22 protein-coding genes are annotated in these 19398 nt (G+C 73.7%); 13 read left to right on the top strand and 9 right to left on the bottom strand.

Annotated elements, in window-relative coordinates:
• Window positions 1-8: 8 nt before the first annotated feature.
• Genes AC0NH5_RS12805 through AC0NH5_RS12795 form a run of 3 tightly spaced genes read right to left on the bottom strand, consistent with a single transcriptional unit; the run spans window position 9 to window position 2604 of the window.
• Window positions 9-587 (bottom strand): GerMN domain-containing protein, encoded by a 579-nt coding sequence (locus AC0NH5_RS12805; protein ID WP_474403076.1) that lies wholly within the window; start codon window positions 585-587, stop codon window positions 9-11.
• Window positions 584-1930, bottom strand: coding sequence for a HAMP domain-containing sensor histidine kinase (locus AC0NH5_RS12800; protein WP_474403074.1), 1347 nt, complete (start codon window positions 1928-1930; stop codon window positions 584-586). Before AC0NH5_RS12800 ends, AC0NH5_RS12805 begins: the two co-directional genes overlap by 4 nt.
• Complete coding sequence (locus tag AC0NH5_RS12795; RefSeq protein ID WP_474403072.1) at window positions 1927-2604, bottom strand: response regulator transcription factor; 678 nt, start codon at window positions 2602-2604, stop codon at window positions 1927-1929. Before AC0NH5_RS12795 ends, AC0NH5_RS12800 begins: the two co-directional genes overlap by 4 nt.
• A gap of 126 nt (window positions 2605-2730) precedes the next feature.
• On the opposite strand from AC0NH5_RS12795, the gene AC0NH5_RS12790 reads away from it, so the two are divergent.
• The 9 genes from AC0NH5_RS12790 to AC0NH5_RS12750 all read left to right on the top strand — a co-directional run bounded on the left by AC0NH5_RS12790 (window position 2731) and on the right by AC0NH5_RS12750 (window position 9830).
• Window positions 2731-3003 (top strand): hypothetical protein, encoded by a 273-nt coding sequence (locus AC0NH5_RS12790; RefSeq protein WP_474403070.1) that lies wholly within the window; start codon window positions 2731-2733, stop codon window positions 3001-3003.
• Window positions 3000-3341, top strand: a complete 342-nt coding sequence (locus AC0NH5_RS12785; protein WP_474403068.1) for an STAS domain-containing protein — start codon at window positions 3000-3002, stop codon at window positions 3339-3341. Before AC0NH5_RS12790 ends, AC0NH5_RS12785 begins: the two co-directional genes overlap by 4 nt.
• Window positions 3342-3520: 179 nt before the next feature.
• Window positions 3521-4216 carry a hypothetical protein gene (locus AC0NH5_RS12780; protein ID WP_474403066.1) on the top strand — a complete coding sequence of 232 codons (696 nt, stop codon included), beginning with the start codon at window positions 3521-3523 and terminating at the stop codon, window positions 4214-4216.
• On the top strand, window positions 4213-4569 hold the full coding sequence (locus AC0NH5_RS12775) for a transcriptional regulator (RefSeq protein ID WP_474403064.1): 357 nt from the start codon (window positions 4213-4215) through the stop codon (window positions 4567-4569). The genes AC0NH5_RS12780 and AC0NH5_RS12775 overlap by 4 nt, the downstream gene beginning before the upstream one ends.
• A 145-nt stretch (window positions 4570-4714) precedes the next feature.
• Complete coding sequence (locus AC0NH5_RS12770; RefSeq protein ID WP_474403062.1) at window positions 4715-5584, top strand: hypothetical protein; 870 nt, start codon at window positions 4715-4717, stop codon at window positions 5582-5584.
• A complete protein-coding gene (locus AC0NH5_RS12765) occupies window positions 5581-6252 on the top strand; it encodes a DUF4129 domain-containing protein (RefSeq protein WP_474403060.1) in 672 nt (223 codons plus the stop codon). Before AC0NH5_RS12770 ends, AC0NH5_RS12765 begins: the two co-directional genes overlap by 4 nt.
• The gene (locus AC0NH5_RS12760; RefSeq protein ID WP_474403058.1) at window positions 6249-7553 is read left to right on the top strand and encodes a DUF4350 domain-containing protein; all 1305 of its coding nucleotides are present in this window, start codon (window positions 6249-6251) and stop codon (window positions 7551-7553) included. Before AC0NH5_RS12765 ends, AC0NH5_RS12760 begins: the two co-directional genes overlap by 4 nt.
• Window positions 7550-8512, top strand: coding sequence for an AAA family ATPase (locus AC0NH5_RS12755; RefSeq protein ID WP_474403056.1), 963 nt, complete (start codon window positions 7550-7552; stop codon window positions 8510-8512). The genes AC0NH5_RS12760 and AC0NH5_RS12755 overlap by 4 nt, the downstream gene beginning before the upstream one ends.
• A 1-nt stretch (window position 8513) precedes the next feature.
• The gene (locus AC0NH5_RS12750; protein WP_474403055.1) at window positions 8514-9830 is read left to right on the top strand and encodes a DUF58 domain-containing protein; all 1317 of its coding nucleotides are present in this window, start codon (window positions 8514-8516) and stop codon (window positions 9828-9830) included.
• A 177-nt stretch (window positions 9831-10007) separates the two neighbouring features.
• Here the strand turns inward: AC0NH5_RS12750 and AC0NH5_RS12745 are convergent, their stop codons facing one another.
• From AC0NH5_RS12745 to AC0NH5_RS12735, 3 genes are all read right to left on the bottom strand, one after another.
• Window positions 10008-11606, bottom strand: coding sequence for an MDR family MFS transporter (locus tag AC0NH5_RS12745; protein ID WP_474403054.1), 1599 nt, complete (start codon window positions 11604-11606; stop codon window positions 10008-10010).
• Window positions 11607-11865: 259 nt separating this feature from the next.
• Entirely contained in the window at window positions 11866-12732 is an 867-nt protein-coding gene (locus tag AC0NH5_RS12740) for a TIGR03620 family F420-dependent LLM class oxidoreductase (protein WP_474403052.1), read from the bottom strand.
• Window positions 12733-12746: 14 nt separating this feature from the next.
• Window positions 12747-13718, bottom strand: coding sequence for a stage II sporulation protein M (locus AC0NH5_RS12735; protein WP_474403050.1), 972 nt, complete (start codon window positions 13716-13718; stop codon window positions 12747-12749).
• A 54-nt stretch (window positions 13719-13772) separates the two neighbouring features.
• Here AC0NH5_RS12735 and AC0NH5_RS12730 point away from each other — a divergent pair, with 54 nt between their 5' ends.
• Together AC0NH5_RS12730 and AC0NH5_RS12725 are read left to right on the top strand one after the other, a co-directional pair.
• Entirely contained in the window at window positions 13773-14600 is an 828-nt protein-coding gene (locus tag AC0NH5_RS12730; RefSeq protein WP_474403048.1) for an RDD family protein, read from the top strand.
• Window positions 14601-14682: 82 nt separating this feature from the next.
• A complete protein-coding gene (locus AC0NH5_RS12725; RefSeq protein WP_474403046.1) occupies window positions 14683-15243 on the top strand; it encodes a HAMP domain-containing protein in 561 nt (186 codons plus the stop codon).
• An 84-nt stretch (window positions 15244-15327) separates the two neighbouring features.
• Here the strand turns inward: AC0NH5_RS12725 and AC0NH5_RS12720 are convergent, their stop codons facing one another.
• On the bottom strand, window positions 15328-16443 hold the full coding sequence (locus tag AC0NH5_RS12720) for a TDT family transporter (RefSeq protein WP_474403044.1): 1116 nt from the start codon (window positions 16441-16443) through the stop codon (window positions 15328-15330).
• A 94-nt stretch (window positions 16444-16537) separates the two neighbouring features.
• Between AC0NH5_RS12720 and AC0NH5_RS12715 the strand changes: the two genes are divergently transcribed.
• Complete coding sequence (locus AC0NH5_RS12715; protein ID WP_474403042.1) at window positions 16538-17458, top strand: LysR family transcriptional regulator; 921 nt, start codon at window positions 16538-16540, stop codon at window positions 17456-17458.
• 160 nt (window positions 17459-17618) lie between these two features.
• On the opposite strand, the gene AC0NH5_RS12710 is transcribed toward AC0NH5_RS12715, so the two are convergent.
• Window positions 17619-18014: a PPOX class F420-dependent oxidoreductase gene (locus AC0NH5_RS12710; protein ID WP_474403040.1), complete on the bottom strand. Its 396-nt coding sequence runs from the start codon at window positions 18012-18014 to the stop codon at window positions 17619-17621.
• A gap of 83 nt (window positions 18015-18097) precedes the next feature.
• On the opposite strand from AC0NH5_RS12710, the gene AC0NH5_RS12705 reads away from it, so the two are divergent.
• Window positions 18098-18910, top strand: a complete 813-nt coding sequence (locus AC0NH5_RS12705; RefSeq protein ID WP_474403038.1) for an SAM-dependent methyltransferase — start codon at window positions 18098-18100, stop codon at window positions 18908-18910.
• On the opposite strand, the gene AC0NH5_RS12700 is transcribed toward AC0NH5_RS12705, so the two are convergent.
• Window positions 18822-19337, bottom strand: a complete 516-nt coding sequence (locus AC0NH5_RS12700) for a hypothetical protein (protein ID WP_474403036.1) — start codon at window positions 19335-19337, stop codon at window positions 18822-18824. The genes AC0NH5_RS12705 and AC0NH5_RS12700 overlap by 89 nt on opposite strands.
• Window positions 19338-19398: the final 61 nt, after the last annotated feature.

Below are 19398 nucleotides of genomic sequence, written 5' to 3'. Positions count from 1 at the left end.
GGGGCGGGTCAGGCCGGCCGGATGAGCGTGCGATAGTCCCAGCCGCGCAGCGGGCCCGCGGTCAGCGAGCCGTCGGCGCGGGGCACCCGCAGCGGCTCGCCGTCGCGGGTGAACGAGACCGAGCCCACGTCCGAGCGGGCGGTCAGCGTGCAGACGACCTGCGCGTAACCGAGCACCTCGTCGGTGCGGGCGGTGCCGTCGTCGGACTCGGTTACCTCGACGGAGACGTCGTTCTCGCTCAGCGGGACGGTCACGGCCAGCGACACGCCGGTCAGGGCCGTGGACAGGCCCAGCGCCTGCTCCTCGGGGGTCGGGCCGGCCACCAGGTCGTCCACCTGCTGTTGCGCGGTGGGCACCGAGCCGGCCCGGCGCACGGTCTGGGTGAGACGCCCGTCCCGGATGAGGCAGAGCACCTGGGCGACCTCACCCTCCGGGCCGGCCGTCGACGGCGCGGTCGGGCGGGTGTTGAGCGGTGGGCGGGGCAACTCGACCGGATGCGGCTCGCTCTGGGCCGGGACCCCGCACGCGGCGAGGGCCAGGGCCGGCGCGAGGGCTACGGCGAGTGCTCTGGCGCGTACCCCCGTCATGATGAACTTCCCGGCAGCTCCACCCGGAAGCGTGCCCCACCGCCCGGCCGGTCCTGGACTGTCGCCCGCCCGTCGTGGGCGGCGGCGTGCTCGGCGACGATGGCCAGGCCGAGCCCGGTCCCGTCGCCGGCGCCGCGCGCGCCGGCCGCCTTGCCCCGGACGAACCGGTCGAAGATCGTCGGCCGATCCTTCTCGGCCACCCCGGGCCCGGCGTCGTCCACCTCCAGGAAGCAGCCGCCGCCCCCGCCGAGCGCACCGAGCCGGACCGCGATCGGCCCGCCGCCGTACCGGACAGCGTTGTCGAGGAGGTTGCCGAGCGTCTGCTCGACGCGCCGGCGGTCCACCCGCCACCGCTGCGGGGTGCCAGGCTCGATCTCGACGAGACCGTCCGGCAGGTCGCGGGACCGGCAGACGGCCCGGGCCAGTTCGGCCGCGTCGACCGGCTCACGGTGCACCGGCTGGTCACTGCGGGCCAGCTCGAGCAGGTCCTCGACCAGGCTGCGGAAGCGGGCCACCTCGGCGGCGATCAGCGTGACAGCGGCCGCGGACCGGTCGTCCAGGCCGTCGCGGCGCCGCTCCATCACGCTGACCGCGGCCTCCAGGGTCTGCAGCGGCGACCGCAGCTCGTGGCTGACGTCGGCGGCGAACCGGCGGTCCCGCTCCAGGCGCCGGGCCAGCCGGTCGGCCATGTTGTTGAACGCCTGCGACAGCGGCGCCAGGTCGGGTTCGGTGTCGGGGTCGAGGCGGGTGCCCAGGTCGCCGCCGGCGATGCCGCGGGCCGCCACCGCCACCCGGGCGAGCGGGCGAAGGGCGTGCCGGGTGACGTACCAGCCGACGGCGGCGCCACCGGCCGCGACCATGATCGCCACCGCGGTCAGGACCAGCGCCAGCAGTTGCAGGGTCCGGTCCAGCTCGCGCAGCGAGACGACCTCGTAGAGGGTGGCCGAATCGGCCAGCGGGATGCCGACCACCAGGGCCGGCTCCCGGTCCCGGCGGATTCGCTGCGTGCCTGCCGCCCCGCTCGCGGTGAGCTCCTGCAGCTCCGCGGGCACCGCCGACTCGCCGCCCTCCTCAGCGGTCCGCGAGAACCACTGCCCGTCCCTGTGCAGCAGCACGTAGCGTTCCGGTCCGGTGTCCAGGGACTGCAGCGCGTCGGCCGCGGTCACGCTCGCGTTGATCACCGCGCCGTCGAAGTAGGCGGTGCGCACCGCCGTGCGCTCCCGCTCGGCGAACAGCGTGCCGCGGATCAGCTCGTAGGACACCAGGCTGACCAGTGCCGAGAGCAGCAGCGCGCCGACCGCGAAGGCGGCGCTGACCCGGGCGCGCAGGCCGATGGGTCTCATGCCTGGAGCTTGTAGCCCAGGCCGCGGACCGTCACCAGGTGCTCCGGGCTGCTGTTGTCCTTCTCGATCTTGTGGCGGAGCCGGCCGACGTGCACGTCGACCACCCGCTCGTCGCCGAACTCGTAACCCCACACCCGCTGCAGCAACTGCTGGCGGGAGAGCACCTGGCCGGCGTGCTCGGCCAGCTCGCACAGCAGGCGGAACTCGGTGCGGGTGACGGCGACCGCGGCGCCGTCGACGCGTACCTCCCCGGCCTCCGGCCTGATCTCCAGATCACCGAAGGTGAGCGACGTGATGGCCGGCGCCGAGGCCACCCGGGCCCGGCGCCGCAGCGCCCGCAGTCGCGCCGCCAGCTCCTTGACCGCCACCGGCTTGACCACGTAGTCGTCGGCGCCGGCCTCGAGCGCGGCCACGATGTCGTGGGTGTCGTCCCGCGCGCTGACCACGATGATCGGCACCTCGTCGTCGCGGCGCAACTGACGGATGCACTCGTAGCCGTCCATCCCCGGCAGCATCAGGTCCACCAGCACGGTGTCGGTGCGCAACCGGCGCTGCTCGGCCAGGCCCTCCTCGGCGGTGGCGACCGCGTACGCGGTGTAGCCCTCGTCCTCCAGGGCCATCGTCAGGGAGAGGCGGATCCGGTCGTCGTCCTCGATCAGCAGTACGGCCGTCATAAGAGGGAAGTCTGACGCGTCACCGGCCGGACGACGACTTTGTCACGGAACTGTCATGGCCCGGAGCCGGGTTCTTGTGATTGCCCGGCTTTCCTGGGGATTCGTCGTTCGACAACGGAGTGGCTCATGACAACGGGCAGCCTCGCCGCCGGGATCGCCGCCGGCCTGATCGTCGCCCTCGCCGGCCAGGCGCTGGTGTGCCGGCGGCGGGGCGTGCCGTTCTGGCTGTCGCTGGCCGTCGGTGTCGGCGCCGCTCTGCTCGCCACGATCATGGCCCGGCTGGCCGACCCCGGCCGGGCCGGCCTCACCCCGGCCGACGTGGTGCTGCAGATCGTTTTCGCCGGGACCGCGGTCGGCGTCGTGGCGGTCACCGCCGGGCGGACGAGGGAGTTGCGATGAACCTGTTCGTGCTGCGTGAGGATGCCGGCGTCGTCGTGGTGGAGCCCTTCGACGACCTGCGCGAGGATGTCGCCGAGGTGCTGCGCCCGGCGCTGATGACAGCCGCCGCGGCGGGCCGGCACGTGGTGGTGGACCTGCACGCCGTGCACACCATCGACCCGGCCGGGCTGAGCCTGCTGGTGCGCGCCCACCGCGAGGCTCGCCAGCACGGCGGCACGCTGTCGCTGGCGGCGCCGTCCCGCTTCGTCCGCACCGTGCTGCACACGATGCGCCTCGACGGCGTCTTCCCGATCGTCGGCGAGACGCTCCTCGAGGACCGCGCCGATCCCGCGGCCTGACCACGCCGGCCGGGCCCCGGGCCGGCGATGGGTCGGCCGCCGCGGGTGCCACCCACCCGCCCCGGCGGCCGATACGGGGCCGGGCCGCCGTTCGCCCCGCGGCGGCCCGGCCCTCACCTTCCTCGCCGGTCTCGTGTTCGGTACTGGCGCCGATAGGTTTGTTGTGGAAACCTATTGGCATGACAACTGAACCGATGTCCGCGGCCGGTGAACCCCACCGGCTGCTCTCCGACGTGCGCGCCCTCGCCCACCGCGTGCGTCTCGACCAGCGGATGACCTGGGCAGCCCTGCTCGTGCTCGGCGTCACGACCCTCGTCGCCATCCCGTTCGACTGGTTCGGCATGTGGGTGAACTGCCTGCCCGACGGTGGTTGCCAGTTCTCGCGGCGGGGGATGCTCTACTACTGGCCGGTGGCGATGCCGCTGGCGTACGCCGTCATCGCCTTCCTCCATGTGCGGGCCGCCCGGGCGCGGGGGGTGGGTGCGCGGGTGATGCCGTACGCGCTCACCGGCGCCGTGACGACCGTCGTGTTCCCGGCCGCGTGGCTGGCGGTGTACCTCTATTTCCGCAGCCACCCGTACCCGGACGGGCCCCTTCCGTACTGGTATTTCGTGCTGGACCGCCTGGTCATGCCGTGGGGCATGATCGGAGTGACGTTGCTGGTGCTGGTCTGGCTCGAGCGCAACGTCGCGCTGCTGGCGTTCACCGCCGGCTACCTCGCGCTGGTGCTGCTGGTGCTGCCGATGAACTTCGGTTACGGCCTGCCCCAGATCCGGCTCGGCATGGCGGTACCCCAGCTCATCGCCGGCATCGTGCTGCTGCTGGGCGCGGCGGGCTTCGCGCGCGCCGACCGACGTCGCCGGCGCACGCCATGACCGACGCTCCCGAACCGGACGCCGCCCACCCCGCCCTCGGGCTTGACGACGTGGTGCACCAGCGGGTGCGACTCGGCATCCTCACCATCGCGCACGAGGCGCGCCGCGTCGAGTTCGGTTATCTGCGCACCCAGCTGGAGCTGACCGCGGGCAACCTCTCCAAGCATCTCAGCGTGCTGGAGGAGAACGGCCTGATCGAGGTGGAGAAGGGCTACGAGGGCCGGCGCGGCCGCACGTGGATCACCCTGACCGCCCTCGGCGCCACCGCGCTGGCCGAGGAGATCGGCCGGCTCAAACAGCTCATCGCCCGGATGGAGACCGGCGGCCCGCTGCCCGGCCCCCAACCCGCGTGACGGCGGCCCGACAACCTGTGTGTTGATTTGGGGCTCGATTCGAGCCCTGAATTCACACAGTGGTTGAGGGCGAGTGGGCGGCTCCGGCCTCTTCAGGGTGGCACCCGGACCGCGCGAGCTGGGGTGATCACTTAGGATCGCCGGAATGCGGGCTGGCGCGGGCGACGACGGGACGGCGTTCCCGCCCGCCCTGCCGCTGCGCGCGATGACCGCCGGTGAGGTGCTCGACGCGGCCGCCTCGCTGCTGCGGGAGCGGGCCGTGCCCCTGCTGTGCACGGCCGCGGTGCTCGCGGCGGGGGAGCAGGCGCTGCTCGCCGTGATGCGGGCGCAGGCCGGGCTGACCGCGCCGACGTACCTGCCGAGCTGGGACGACGACATCGGGCCCTGGTGGCTGATCGTCGCCACCGGCGTCACCGTCGAGACGGTGGTCATCGCGCTGCTCGGGGCCTATGCGGGCGCCGCCGTCGGGCCCTCCCTGCTCGGCCGCCGGGTCTCGGACAAGGCACTGTGGGCGCGGACCCGGCCCGGACCCGTCCTGATCGTGGTGGCGATCCTGGGCGCGCTCTCGTGGCCGGCCGCGCTGTTCGGGTTCGCCCCCTGGCTGTTCCTCTACGGACTGTGTGGTCTGGCCGTCCCGGTGCTGACCCTGGACCGGGTGCGCGGCCCGTTCCGCGCGCTGGCCCGCTCGTCGGCGCTGGCGGCCCGCGACGGCGGGCGGGCGTTCTGGATCCGGCTGCTCGGCTACTTCGTCTGGTTCGCGATCCGGCTCGCGCTCGGGGTCGGCTGGATCGCGGTGGCGACGACGTTCACCCGAGCGGTCAGCGGCGACTGGGTGGCGTGGGCGGTGCCGGTCGCGTGGGCCCTCGCGAACACCGTGGCGTACGCGGCGCTGGCCTGCCTGGACGCGGTGCTGCTGGTGGAGACGAGGATCCGCACCGAAGGGCTGGACATCGCGATCAACCGCAGCCGCAGCCGGGGCGAGGACGAGACGGCCGCGCTGGTGGCGCCCCGGTGAGAGGGTACGACGAGTGGGTGGCGTCCGTCCTGGACGTGGTGCCGCCACGGGTCCTGCTGCTGGTGCTGTTCGGCGTCACCTTGCTGACGTCGGTGCTCTGGTACTCGTACCCCGCCTGGTTGACGATTCCGAAGCTCGTCGCGCGTCGCATGCGCAACCTGCGCCTGCGCCTGCGGCTGCCTCGATGGCGGCGCCGCCGACGCGCACCGCGAGCGCCGCGGGCCGCCCGGCCGGCCTGGAACTGGCGCCGCCTGCTCACCTGGCTGCTGTTCTGGCGGCGCGCGCGGAAGCAGGCCGCGCCGAAGCAGCCGTCCGCCGGGCCGCAACCGGTCGTCGACACCCCGGCGGCCGCGGCACCGCCCGACCTGACGCTGGCCGACCGGCTGGCCGCCGAGGGCCGCTACGCGGAAGCGATCCGCCAGCGGCTGCGCGACACCGTGGCCGACCTGACCCGCGCCGGAGTCGTCCAGCCGCAGCCCGGCTGGACGGCCGCCGAACTCAGCGCGGTCGCCGCGGCCAACCGGCCACCGCTGGGACCGGCCCTGGACGGCGCCACCGATCTGTTCTCGCAGATCTGGTACGGTCGGCTCGCCGCCCGCGCGGACGAGGACGAACGGATGCGCCGGCTCACCGGTGAGGTGCGCTCGGCGCTGGGAGCGACGCGATGAGGCGCCGGACGCGTGCCGTCCTGCCGTTCCTGGTGCTGCTCACCCTGGTCGGCGGCACCCTGATCGTGCACGCGGTGGAACAGCCCGACCCGGCGGACCCGGCGTACCTGTCGCCGGTCAGCACCGCGGACATCGGCGGCGCCGCGCTCGCCGGGATGCTCCGGGAACGCGGCGTCGAGGTGGACCGGCGCACCACGACCGCCGAGGCGCTCGCCGCCGCCCAGGACGCGGTCACGCCGGTCACCGTCTTCATCCCCACCCCGGGGTACGCGCACCTGGACACCCTGACGAGCAGCACCGACGTGCCGGCCGGGACACGGCTGGTGCTGGTCGGCGCGGACGGGCAGATCCTGGAGTCCCGCGGCTGGCCGGCCGACGTCCGGCGGACCCGCTGGGCGGCCGCGCCCGCCGACCCGGCCTGCGCCGAACCGGTCGCCGCCGGTCGTGCGGCGGTGCTGCGCCACGAGTACACCACCGAGGCCGGGACGCTCTGCTACGGCGGCGGGGTGCTGCGCTTCACGCAGGACGGATATCACGTCACGCTCGCGGGCGCGGCCGACCCGTTCCGCAACGACCGGATCGGGGAGCACACCAACGCCTCGCTGGCGGTCGCGTTGCTGGCCGAGAACCGCCGGGTGGTGTGGCTCGACCTGCATGCGCGCGACGTGCCACCGCGGCCGTCCGTGGTGCCGGAACCACGGGCCACCACCGAGCCCACCCGGGACCCGCAGGCGCCGCCGGACGCCGAGGAGACGGGCTATCCCGACGACGCCTTTCCGCCCGAGCGCGACCAGGCGCCGCCCGAGGCGCCGACGCAGGAGCAACCCGGGCAGGAGGGGGAGGAGGCCGGCCAGTCGCTGCGGGACAGCCCACTCGCCCAGGCCTTCCCGCCGGCGCTCTGGGCGACCGCGCTGCTGATCCTGCTCGTCGCGATCGCGTTCGCCGCGGCCGCGGCCCGGCGGCTCGGCAGCCCGGTCACCGAGCCGTTGCCGTCCCGGGTGCCGGCCCACGAGACGATGCTCGGCCACGGCCGGCTCTACCAGCGGGCCCGGGCCCGAAGCCGGTCGCTGGCCATCCTGCGCGAAGCGGCCCGACGCCGCATCACCGAACATCTCGGCCTGCCCGCCGACGCCGGTGCCGACCGGATCGCCGCCTCCGCCGGTCTGCCCGCCGAGTACGTTCAGCAGGTCCTCGAGGGCGGGAAGCCCCGATTCGACGAGGACCTGGTGGCCGCCGCCCGGTCGCTGCAGGACCTCGAAGACGCCGTCATCCACCGCCCGCTCGAAGGAGAAACCCCGTGACGTCCGAACACGAACAGGCCCGGCTCGCGCTGAGCCGCCTGCGCACCGAGGTCGGCAAGGCCGTCGTCGGGCAGGACGCGGTCGTCGGCGGCGTGGTCGTGGCGCTGCTCTGCGGCGGGCACGTGCTCCTCGAAGGCGTGCCGGGCGTGGCCAAGACGCTGATGGTCCGGGCCGTGGCGGCGGCGCTGAACCTGGACACGAAACGGGTGCAGTTCACCCCCGACCTGATGCCCGGCGACGTCACCGGCTCCCTCGTCTACGACGCCCGCACCGCGGCGTTCAACTTCCGGGCCGGACCGGTCTTCACCAACCTGCTGCTCGCCGACGAGATCAACCGGACGCCGCCGAAGACCCAGGCGGCCCTGCTCGAAGCGATGGAGGAACGCCAGGTCAGCGTCGACGGCACACCCCGGCCGCTGCCGCAGCCGTTCCTGGTGGCGGCCACCCAGAACCCGATCGAGTACGAAGGGACGTACCCGCTGCCGGAGGCGCAGCTGGACCGGTTCCTGATCAAGCTGTCGGTGCCGCTGCCGGAACGCGACGACGAGCTCGACGTGCTGCGGGCGCACCACCACGGGTTCGACCCGCGCGACCTGAAAGCGGCCGGTGTGACCCCGGTGGCCGGGCCGGCCGAACTCGCCGCCGGGCGGGCGGCGGTGCAGCGGATCGGGGTGGCGGAGCCGGTGCTCGCCTACATCGTGGACCTGTGCCGGGCCACCCGGAACACCCCGGCCCTGGAGCTGGGTGCCTCGCCACGCGGCGCGACCGCCCTGCTCGCCGTCTCCAAGGCGTACGCCTGGCTGAGCGGCCGGGACTATGTCATCCCGGACGACGTCAAGGCGTACGCCGTACCGGTCCTGCGGCACCGGGTGCGGCTGCGCGCCGACGCCGAACTGGACGGTGTGACCGTCGAGGCCACCCTGGCCGGCGTGCTCGCCACCGTCCCGGCGCCGCGCTGACATGGTCACCCGGCGCTTCGCCGTCCTGCTCGCGGCCGGCATCCCGGTGCCGGCCCTGCTGCCCTGGCCGTGGCCGGGCCTGCTCGGCGTGGTCGTCGTCGCGGTCCTGGTCGCCCTCGCCGACGCGGCCGTCGCGGGACCGCTGACCGGCGTGCGCCTGCGCCGCGACGGTGACCGCACAGTCTGGCTCGGCGGCACCGCGACCGTGACACTGATCGTTACCAACACCGGCCCCCGGGCGCTGCGCCTGCGGCTGCGGGACAGCTGGGTGCCGTCGGCGGGGGCGGGCCCGGCCCAGCACGACGTCACGCTGGAGAGCGGGTCGTCGGCTGCCCTGACCAGCACCCTGCGCCCCGTCCGGCACGGCGACCGGCCCGCCGTCCGCGTGACGGTGCGGTCGTACGGGCCGCTCGGGATCGCGTACCGGCAGCGGCGCCGCGGCTGGAACGACAACCTCACGCCGCCGTGGACACTGCGGGTGCTGCCACGCTTCCCGTCCCGGCGGATCCTGCCGGAGAAACTCGCCCGGATGCGCGTCATCGACGGCTCGGTGGTGGCCCGCGGCCGTGGCCACGGAACCGAGTTCGACGTGCTGCGCGAATATGTCATCGGCGACGACGTGCGCTCCATCGACTGGCGGGCCAGCGCCCGGCACAACGACGTGGTGGTACGCACCTGGCGGCCCGAACGCGACCGCCGGCTCGTGTGCGTGCTGGACACCGGGCGCACCTCGGCCGTCCGGATCGGCGACGCGCCCCGCCTGGACGCCGCGATCGACGCCGCGCTGCTGCTCGCCGTGCTCGCCGCCCGTGCCGACGACCGGGTCGACCTGCTCGCCATGGACAGCACGGTCCGCGCCCGCATCGAGGGCGGCGGCCACCGCACCAAGGTGGCCCGCCTCATCGAGGCGATGTCGGCGCTGGAGGCCGCCCCGGCCGAGACCGACTACGCGATGCTCGGCCGGGACCTGCTGCGCCGGGATCGGAAACGGTCCCTGGTCGTCATCTTCACCGCCCTGGAGCCGGCGCCGATGATCGAGGGCCTGTTGCCGCTGCTACCCCGCCTGACGGCGCGGCACAAGATCATAGTCGCGGGGGTACGGGACCCGGCCGTGTCCCGCCTGTCCCGCATCCCCGAGTCTGCCACCGCGGCGGACGTGCACGTGGCCGCGGCGGCCGAACGGGTCCTGACCGAACGTGATCGGGTCCGCGAGGTGCTGGGGCGGTTCGGGGCCACCGTTGTGGACGCTGAGGTGGGGGCGTTCGCGGGCCGGGTCGCGGACGTCTACCTGCTCCTCAAGGCCACCGGCCGCCTCTGACCCCCGCGCTGCCCTCCCCGGGACCGCACCCTCGCGCCTGCAGCCACCCCTCGTCCCTTCAGCCGCCCTCGCGCCTCCGGCTCTCGCTCCGCCTCCAGCCCCCACCTCGCGGCTCCGGCCGGCAACCACGCATGATCCCGACCCGGGATCCTGCGTGAGTGCCAGGTCAGGCAGCGGTCAGTGGGCGGGGAGGTGGGCGCCCGGCAGCGGCTCGGTACGGCGGATCAGGAGTGACAGCGCGACCGCCACCAGCGACACCACCCCGCCCAGGACGAACGCCGCCTGCACACCGTCTGCGGTGGCCGACAGCGTGTCCGCCCCTTCGGCCACGCGGGCCGTGGTCGTCTTGGACAGCACCGTGATGAACAGCGCCGTACCCGCCGCGCCGCCCAGCTGCTGCAACGTCCCGAGGATCGCGCTGCCGTGCCCGTACAACTCGGACGGCAGGGCGCCGAGGGCCGACGCCATCAGCGGCGTGATCAGCGTGGCCAGCCCGGCGGTCAGCAGCATGTGGAAGAGGACGACCAGCGGCAGCGGCGTGCCCGGCCCCGCCGTCGAGAGCAGCCACAGCGACGCGCTCATCGCCACCGTTCCGGGCAGCACGAGCGGGCGCGGGCCGAACCGGTCATAGAGGCGCCCGACGATCGGCGACATCACGCCCATCGCCACGCCGCCGGGCAGGACCAGCAAGCCGGCTTCGAGGGTGCCGGTGCCGTGCACGTTCTGCAGATAGATCGGGAGCAGGATCAGCGCCCCGAACAGCCCGACGAAGCCGGTCACGAGCACCAGCAGGCTGATCGTGAAGGAGCGGTGGGCGAACACCCGCAGGTCCATCAGCGGACCGCGGGCGTCGCCTTCGCGACTGGCGAGCTGCGGGGAGGGGTCGGTAGCAAGTTGCCGCGGAGCGTCGGTTGCGAGCTGCGGGGAGCTGTCGGTAGCAAGCTGGGGGGAGCGGTCGGTTGCCCGCTGCAGGGAGCGCTGCCGCCACACGAACAGGGTCAGCGCGACGAGACCGCCGGCGATCGGGATCCACGGGGCGACGGGGGCGTGGCCGGCCGCTTCGCCAAGGCTGGACAGGCCGTAGATGAGGCCGCCGAACCCGGCCGCGGAGAGCAGCAGGGACAGCACGTCCAGGTGGGCGCGCCGGGTGGTGGTGATGTTGCGCACCTTCACGGCGCCCAGCGCGAGCGTGACCAGGGCGATCGGCAGGACCACGAGGAACAGCCAGCGCCAGCTCAGCCGGGACAGCACCAGCCCGGAGACGGTCGGGCCGATCGCGGGGGCCACCGAGATGACGATCGAGATGACGCCCATGATCCGGCCGCGGGCGTGTGCCGGGACCAGGTTCATCGCGGTGGTCATGACCAGCGGCATCATCACGCCGGTGCCGACGGCCTGCACGACCCGGCCGAGCAGGAGCAGCTCGAAGCCGGGCGCGGCCGCGGCGACGGCGGTGCCGAGGCTGAACAGGCCCATCGCGGCGACGAAGATCTGTCGTACCGTGAAACGCTCCATGATGAAGCCGGTCGCCGGGATGACCACGGCCATCACCAGCAGGAAGCCGGTGGTGAGCCACTGACCGGTGGCCGCGGAGATCTGCAGGTCGGCCATCAGCCGGGGCAGCGCGAGCGACATCACGGTCTCGTTGAGGATCACCACGAAGGCGGAGAAGACCAACAGGCCGATGAGGGTACGGTCGGCGGCGCTCAGCTCCGGCCGGTGCGGCTCGGGGCCGCTCGTGTCCGGCGGCGTGACGGTCTCTGGTGCGGTGGTCAAGAAGCTTCCCCTGTCGGACGGCTGCGATCCGCCGGTGTCGGCGGGCGGTCAGGTCCGGCAGCCGCGTACGGCTGCCGGACCTGACGCGGCGCAGGCTGCCCAGCATAGGTCGGCCGGCTCCGGCGCCCGGGCGCCGAGCGGGAGGCGGACGGGCGCCCGCGGCCCGGAACGGGAGACGGACGGGCGCCCGCGGCCCGGAGCGGGGACGCGGACGTGCGCCCGATCCCGATCATTCGGCCGGGCGGAACCGGGACGGGCGCTAGATCCCGAGCACCTCGGCCAGCTGCCGCCACTGGGCGCGAGGCAGCTCGCCCGGCATCCCGCCCTCGGTCAGCACCTGCACGGCGACGTGATCAGCCCCGGCGGTGAGGTGGGCGCCGATACCCGCGCGGATCCGGTCGGCGTCGCCCCAGACCACGGCCTGGTCGATGAAGCGGTCGCTGCCCTCGCCGGCCAGGTCCGGTTCGCTCAGGTCGTACCGCTGCAGCTGTCGTGTGTAGTTGGGCAGGGAGAGGTAGAGCTTGAGCGCCCGGCGGCCGGCCCGGCGGGCCGCGGCGGGATCGGTGCCGAGGAAGATCTTCTGCTCCGGGGCGAGCAGGGGGCCGTCCCCCAGGATCCGGCGGGCGTCGGCGGTGTGGGCGGGCGGCATCAAGTACGGCAGGGCGCCGGCGGTGAGTTCGGCGGCGGCTTCCAGCGTCTTCGGCCCGAGGGCGGCGATCATGCGCTCGCCGGCGGGCACGTCCGCGAGCGGGCCGGTCAGGAATTCGCGCAACCGGGTCAGCGGCTTGGTGTAGGACTGGCCCTGTGACTCGGCGGTGGGCGCGTGGCCGGAGCCGACACCGAGGTAGAACCGGTTCGGGAACCGCTCCCGGATCCGGGCGTGCGAGGCGGCCAGCGTGTCGCCGTCACTGGTCCAGATGTCCACGATGCTGGTGCCGACCACGAGCGTGTCGGTGGCTGCGAGCACCGCCTCGGCGAGGTGGAGGTCGTCGCGGGGGCTGCCGCCGATCCACAGTGTCCCGTACCCGAGGTTCTGGATCTCCCGTGCGGCGTCGGCGATCGTGTCCGGGTCTTCCGGCCAGATCTGCCCGGGAACCCACAGTCCATACCGTCCCAAATCGTTCATGGACCGATCCTGCCTCAGCTGCTCGCGCCGGCGCCACCTGAAGAGCCCCGCGCGTCCGCCCGGCTCCCCTGCACCAGCGCGTAGAGCAGGAACAGCACCCACACGGTGGCGCCGACGGCGATCCGTGCCCAGGCCGGGACCGGCGCCGGCGTGACGTACGCCTCCACCACCCCCGCGACCAGCAGCGCCGCCGTGAGACCGACAGCGATCAGCATGCCGCTGCGCGCCCGGTCCGCGAGGGCCTGCCGGCGTGTCCGCGACGGCCCGGGCGCGATCCACGCCCAGCCGATCCGCAGTCCCGCCCCGGCCCCGACGAAGACGCAGGTCAGCTCCAGCAGGCCGTGCGGCGTCAGATAGGTGAGGAAGGTGTCGCCGGCGCCCGCCGAGATCATCACTCCACCGGTCAGGCCCACGTTGAACATGTTGACGCCGAGCAGGTAGACCACCGGCAGGATGAGCACCCCCGCGGCGATGCACTGCGCGGTCAACAGCGCGTTGTTCGTCCACACCTGAGCGGCGAAGTTCTGTGCCTGGAACTCGCTGTAGTACCCGACGAAGTCCTGCTGGACGAGCTGCTCGCGCTGCGCCGTGGAGAGGAACAAAGCGGCGACCGAGGGGTTCTCGGCGATGTAGAGAGCCAGCGCGGTGGCCAGCGCCACCAGCAGCAGACCCAGGGTGATCCACCAGTGGCGGGCCCGGTACAGCTCGGCGGGCAGGCCGTCGGTCAGGAAGTGCCCCACCGACCGCCACGAGAACCGGCTGCCGCGGGTGATCGCCGCGCGGCCCGCGAGCAGCTGGCGGGACAGGTCGGCGACCACCACCGGGTCGGGCACCCGGCTGCGGATCACCGACAGGTGGGTGGTGGCGCGCTGATAGAGCACCACGAGCTCGTCGGCCTCGTCCGCGGAGAGGCGCCGGCGCCGCGCCAGCTCCTCCATCCGGTCCCATTCACCGGCGCGCTCCAGGACGTACGCGTCGAGATCCACGGCGGCAGCCTATCCGCCGATGTCCGGCCGGTGACGATCGTGTTCACTGGGCGGGTGAGTGTGCTGACCAACGCGGAGGCCGTGGAGATCGATCTGCGGCCGGCCCGGCTCGGCTCCCGCGCGCTCGCCCTGCTCTTCGACATCATCGGCCAGCTCGTGCTGGGCGGTCTGCTGTTCGCGCTCTCCGCGGTGGTGCTGGCGTCGCTGCCCGGCGATCTGATCGACGACGCGTTCCTGTCGACGTGGTGGCGGGTCGCGCTGATCACGGTGGTGCTGCTCTACCCGACGGTGATCGAGACCCTCACCAACGGCCGCAGCATCGGCAAGCTCATCGTCGGGCTGCGGGTGATCCGCGAGGACGGCGGCCCGATCCGGCTGCGGCACGCGTTCACCCGGGCGCTGGTCGGCCTGGCGGTGGAGTGGCCGGGGCTGCTGCTGCCGCTGGTCACCTGGGTGGTCAGCCTCGGCACGATGCTCTCGTCGAGCCGGGGCCGCAGGCTCGGCGACCTGGCCGCCGGCACCCTGGTCGTGCACGTGCGCCGCCCGGTGCCGTGGCAGTCGGTCCCGCCGATGCCGCTGCACCTGTCCGAGTGGGCAGGCGTCGCCGACCTCTCCGCGATCGGTGACGACCTGGCGCTGTCGGTGCGGCAGTTCCTGGCCCGCGAGCACCGGATCCGCCAACCGCACCGGGACCGGATCGGCACCGAGCTGGCCACCGAGGTGGCCGCCCGGGTCAGCCCACCGCCGCCGCCCGGCACCCAGCCGTGGTTCCTGCTGATCGCGGTGATCGCCGAACGGCGGCGGCGGGCCGAGGCGCAGGTGGGCACCGCCCGGTCGCTGACCGACCGGATGCTGCCGGGATTCGGCCGGTTCCCTCATTGAGCGATCAGGCCACGACGGCCGCCGTCGAGAGGCTCGGCCCGCCTTCTTCGCCGCCCGGGACGCGCTGACCACGCTCGACGGGATGGAACGGGACCAGGCTGCGGCGAGCGCGCAGGAGGCCGAGGACACCTGTCAGAGCTCCCGCAACCTGCTGATCACCGTGCTCGTCCTGGGCGTGGCCGTCTCCCTCGCGGCCGGCGTCTACGTCGCCCGCTCGATCGGCCACGCCTTCGCCGGGGTGGTCGGCGTGCTGCGCCGCGTCGAGCAGGACGATCTCACCGCGACCGCCGAAGTCCGCTCCGGCGACGAGCTCGGTCAGCTGGGCACCACGCTCAACGCGACCACCAGCCGGCTGCGCGACATCGTCGGCGGCCGGCGACGTCGCCCAGACGGTGTCCGGCGTCGCGGAGGTCGCGGCCACGACGGCCGAGGGTGCCCGGACCACCCGGGTGGCCGCGGACGAGCTGACCCGCCGGGCGGCGGACCTCACCGACATCGTGGGAGGCTTCCGGCATTGACCTCGGTCCCGCTTTCCGGCAACCGTTTCGGTACGCGACTCGCCGCCATCGCCGATTCCACATCGTCCCGCCGGCACCACGCGATCTGCTGCCCACCCGAGGCCGCAGCGCGGCCGCCGGGCTGAAGCGGTGGTCACTGTGTGAAGTTCGGGCCCCGTGGTGGGCGCAACTTCACACGCTGGGCGGGCGGGTGTGTGAAGTTCGGGTCGCTATGTGGGCGCAACTTCACACACTGGGGGGTGGTTGCGGGTTGCGGTGGTGAGGGCGGCCGCGGAGCGGAGGGCGACGGTCAGCCAGGCGGCGGTCAGGCCGGTGTAGATGACCACCGCGGCCACCTGGAACAGGACGGCGCCGGTCTGGGTCGCCAGGGCCGACGTACCGGTGACGCAGGTGCCGACCGGGAACGTGAACGACCACCAGGCCGGGGTGAACGGCAGGTGGTCGCGCGCGGCGCGCACGGTCAGGGCGGCGGCCAGGCAGGCCCAGAGCAGAGCGAAGCCCCACAGGGGTACGCCCAGGACGACACCGAACGCGGCGAAGGCCCTGGCCTGGCCGGCGGGCAGGGTGTGTTCCGCCGCGGCGCCGAGCAGGTTCGCCGCGGTGATCGACTGGCCGATCGGGCCCAGCACGATCCACAGTGTCGGGACGGTCGCCGCCGGTCCGGCCGTCCCGACGGCCAGCCGCTGCCAGATCAGCGTGATCACCAGGAGCGCCGCGATCAGGCTCAGCCCGAACATCGCGTAGCAGGCGAACAGCAGCGTGAGCCGCGGCTGCCCGGCCGGGGTGTGCGGCACGAGCAGCGCCCCGCCGGCCGCGGACACCATCGGCGGGACCACCGGCACCAGCCAGCCACCCGACGGGATGCCGCCGGTGTGCCGGGTGAACCGCAGACAGGTAACGGCCACCGCGCATACCAGCCCGGCCACCGTCCCGGCCGTCCACAGCACCCAGGCCGCCGCGACCGCCGCCCGGGGCCCGAGGCCCACGTGGGCGAGCAGGTCCGGCCCGAGCAGGAGCGCCCCGGTGCCGACCGTCATCAGCGCCATCGCCGGCGCGCCGTAGAAGTCCGCGGTCGCCGGGTCCCGATGGTGTCCGCGGGCGACGTGCGGGTGGCGCCGCCACTGCAGCACGGCAGCGGTGAGGAGTACCGCGAGCAGCGCGGCGGCGAGCAGCCACACCACGGTGGCAAAAGGGCGCAGCCCGGCCACCGGAGAAAACACAGCGGCGGGGCGCAGCCCGCCGACCGGAAGGGACACGGCGGCGATCGCGACGATGCCGGTGCCCATCACGGCGGCGAACCAGTTGGGGGCCAGGGAGTAGCTCACGGTCACCACCTTCCGCCGGTCGCCGGCGATCCGGTAGCGGCCCCGTTCTTGTGGAGTCACAAGGCGCCTTTGTGACCGCGTACGATCAAAGCTTGTGACCCTGAGCCCGCGCATGCCGGACCTCGCCGCCCTGGAGATCCTCCTCGCAGTGGCCCGGACCGGAAGTCTCAGCGCCGCCGGCCGCGAGGCCGGGCTCACCCAGCAGGCGGTCTCCGCGCGGCTCGCCGCGCTCGAGGCCCGCACCGGCGTCCGGCTCGCCGCGCGCACCCCGCGCGGCACCCGCCTCACCCCGCAGGGCGTCGTCGTGGCCCAGTGGGCCGACCGGCTGCTGCACCTGGCCGCCGAGGTCGACGCCGGGCTCGCCGCGCTGCGCGACGAGGGCCGCAGCACGCTGCGGGTCAGCGCCAGCCTCACGGTGGCCGAGCACCTGCTGCCCGGCTGGCTGGTCAGCCTGCACGCCCAGGCGGCACGGCGCGGCGAGACGCCGATCCGGGTGGTGCTCACCGCGACCAACAGCGATCAGGTGATCGACCACGTCCGGGACGGCGCGGCCGGCCTGGGCTTCATCGAGGGGCCGACCGTGCCGCCCGGCGTGCGCAGCCGGGTGGTCGGCCGCGACGACCTCGTGCTGGTGGTGCCGCCGGGCCATCCGTGGGCGCGGCCGGCCGGTGTGCGGGCCGCGGTGCTGGCCGAGACGGCGCTGGTGACGCGCGAGGAGGGCTCAGGGACCCGTGACTTCCTGACCGCCGCGCTGCACACCACCGGCTTCACCCAGGCGGCGCCGGCCCTGGAACTGTCCACAGCGGCGGCTGTCCGGGCGGCGGTCCTCGCCGGCGCGGCGCCCGCGGTGGTGAGCCGCCTCGCGGTCGGCGACGACCTGCGGTCCGGACGGCTGCGCGAGGTGCCGCTGACCGACCTGGACCTGCGACGCGAGCTGCGGGCCATCTGGACCGGCCCGCGCACCCCACCGGCCGGCGCGGTCCGGGCCCTGCTCAGCCACATCGTCACGGCCTGACCGTCCGGCTGTGTGAAGTTCGGGTGCACCCGTGGGCGCAACTTCACACACAGGATCGGCGGCCGGGAGCGGGCGGGCGGTCGCGGTGTGGGCAGGGGACCGGCCGTGGGTCGTACGACGTGGGCCCGGCGCCTGTCGCCAGGCGCCGGGTGAGCGTGGGTCAGCGCTTGCCGATCTGGGTGGGGCGGACGTGGAAGACCACCCGGTCGGCGGCGTCCTTCGGGGCGTCGGTGCCGAAGGGCGCCTGGTAGCGCTTGGCCAGCTCGACGTAGAACGCGCCGGTCGGGTCCGGCTCGATGCGCTCGACGACGCCGCGGATCTCGATGTAGCGGTACGGGTCGGCGGGGTCGATGATCGACACCGCGACGGCCGGGTTGGCCTGGATGTTGCGGAACTTGCGCCGGAAGTTCGTGTGCGTGAACTTCAGGAACTCGCCGTCCCAGGCGTACCACATCGGGTTGTTCTGCGGGGTGCCGTCCTCCCGGACGGTCGCGAGGTCGGCGAAGAGCGGCCGCTCGAGGAGGTCTCGCAGCTCGTCGGGGATGAGCCCGGTCATCTTTTCTCCCATCGGATTCCTAGGTTGCCGCTCCACCCTATTTCGTGTTGCCCCGGCGGCGATCAGTGCCTACCGTCGGCACCGTGACGGGGGACCTTTTCGACGCCGCGGCCATGTATGACGACGACTATCTGCACTTCTTCGCGGCGGCGGGTCCGTCGTCGGCACCGACGCACGGGCCGGCGGTGCCCGGGATGGTGGACGGTGCGCCCGACCTGGTCTGGCGGCTGCTGGACCTCGCGCCCGGGATGAGCGTGCTCGATCTGGGCTGTGGCCACGGCGCGCTGGCCAACGCGCTCGCCGCCCGCGGGTGCCGGGTGACCGGGCTGGACTCGTCGGAGGTGTTCCTGACCCGGGCGCGCGCGTCCGGTGACGCCGAGTTCGTCGGCGGGGACATGCGGTCGCTGCCCGCGGCGTGGACCGGGCGCTTCGATCGGGTGGTCAACTGGTCGACGGCGTTCGGCTATTTCGACGACGTGGTGAACAGGCGGGTGCTCGACGAGATCGTGCGGGTGCTGCGGCCGGGCGGGCGGCTGGCGATGGACCTCGACAACATGATCGGGTTCCTCCGCAGTTACACGCCGTCGCGCATCACTGCCCGGCGCGACGACGGCGACATGCTGGTGGACAGCCACGTGCTCGACGCGCTGACCGGCCGTTTCGAGGTGACCCGCACGGTGATCAGGGACGGGCGGGCGCGGCAGCTGACGTTCGTGAAGCGGCTGTTCGGCTTCCCGGAGATCCGCGACTGGTGCCGGGCCGCCGGGTTCGCGACGGTCGCCGGGCACGGGGAGGACGGCGAGCCGCTCACGGCCGGCCACCGCCGGATGATCGTGGTCGCTGCTGATCCGCGCCCTCCATCCGGTCCAGGCGCAGGTCCCGTTCCAGCTCGGTGATGAGCTCGCGCAGGTCGTCCAGGCGCTGACTGACCATGATGCGGTCGATCTCGTCGGGCACGCCGTCGTGGTCCTCGTCCTTGCCGAGCGCCTCGGTCATCTCCAGGCGGCGGGCCTCCTCCATCGAGTTCACGATGACCGCGATCAGGATGTTGAGCAGCAGGTTCACCGTGATCAGGACGTAGTGGACGAGGGTCCACCGCGACCGCTCCATGCCGCCCGTGCCGTACACGTAGAGCGTCACCAGCGCGAGCGCGAGGAAGCCGCCGACGCCGGGCAGGCTGCGCAGCAGCGCCGTGACGATGGTGCGCAGGCCGGGGAGAGGCGCACCAGCCGCAGCACCCGGGCGATCCGGATGACCCGCAGCGCCGGTGAGTCGCCGTGCAGGCCGGGCCAGAACGCTGGGGACTCGGTGATTCGCTGACACGTTCAGGCTGGCGCGCGCACCGCGTCAGCCTACGGGCCTTGTCCTGCAACCTTTGGTTGCG

The sequence above is a fragment of the Actinoplanes sp. 13 genome (assembly GCF_056134165.1).
Note: the sequence above shows the minus strand (reverse complement) of the source record. Positions and strands in the feature narration are given on the sequence as shown.

Excerpts from the sequence above, each read along its gene's own strand:
- AC0NH5_RS12710 (WP_474403040.1), bottom strand. The coding sequence starts at position 18,014 with ATGACCGGGCTCATCCCCGACGAGCTGCGAGACCTCCTCGAGCGGCCG.
- AC0NH5_RS12780 (WP_474403066.1), top strand. The coding sequence starts at position 3,521 with ATGACAACTGAACCGATGTCCGCGGCCGGTGAACCCCACCGGCTGCTC.
- AC0NH5_RS12790 (WP_474403070.1), top strand. The coding sequence starts at position 2,731 with ATGACAACGGGCAGCCTCGCCGCCGGGATCGCCGCCGGCCTGATCGTC.
- AC0NH5_RS12805 (WP_474403076.1), bottom strand. The coding sequence starts at position 587 with ATGACGGGGGTACGCGCCAGAGCACTCGCCGTAGCCCTCGCGCCGGCC.
- AC0NH5_RS12800 (WP_474403074.1), bottom strand. The coding sequence starts at position 1,930 with ATGAGACCCATCGGCCTGCGCGCCCGGGTCAGCGCCGCCTTCGCGGTC.
- AC0NH5_RS12795 (WP_474403072.1), bottom strand. The coding sequence starts at position 2,604 with ATGACGGCCGTACTGCTGATCGAGGACGACGACCGGATCCGCCTCTCC.
- AC0NH5_RS12750 (WP_474403055.1), top strand. The coding sequence starts at position 8,514 with ATGGTCACCCGGCGCTTCGCCGTCCTGCTCGCGGCCGGCATCCCGGTG.
- AC0NH5_RS12725 (WP_474403046.1), top strand. The coding sequence starts at position 14,683 with ATGGAACGGGACCAGGCTGCGGCGAGCGCGCAGGAGGCCGAGGACACC.
- AC0NH5_RS12770 (WP_474403062.1), top strand. The coding sequence starts at position 4,715 with ATGCGGGCTGGCGCGGGCGACGACGGGACGGCGTTCCCGCCCGCCCTG.
- AC0NH5_RS12775 (WP_474403064.1), top strand. The coding sequence starts at position 4,213 with ATGACCGACGCTCCCGAACCGGACGCCGCCCACCCCGCCCTCGGGCTT.
- AC0NH5_RS12740 (WP_474403052.1), bottom strand. The coding sequence starts at position 12,732 with ATGAACGATTTGGGACGGTATGGACTGTGGGTTCCCGGGCAGATCTGG.
- AC0NH5_RS12785 (WP_474403068.1), top strand. The coding sequence starts at position 3,000 with ATGAACCTGTTCGTGCTGCGTGAGGATGCCGGCGTCGTCGTGGTGGAG.
- AC0NH5_RS12760 (WP_474403058.1), top strand. The coding sequence starts at position 6,249 with ATGAGGCGCCGGACGCGTGCCGTCCTGCCGTTCCTGGTGCTGCTCACC.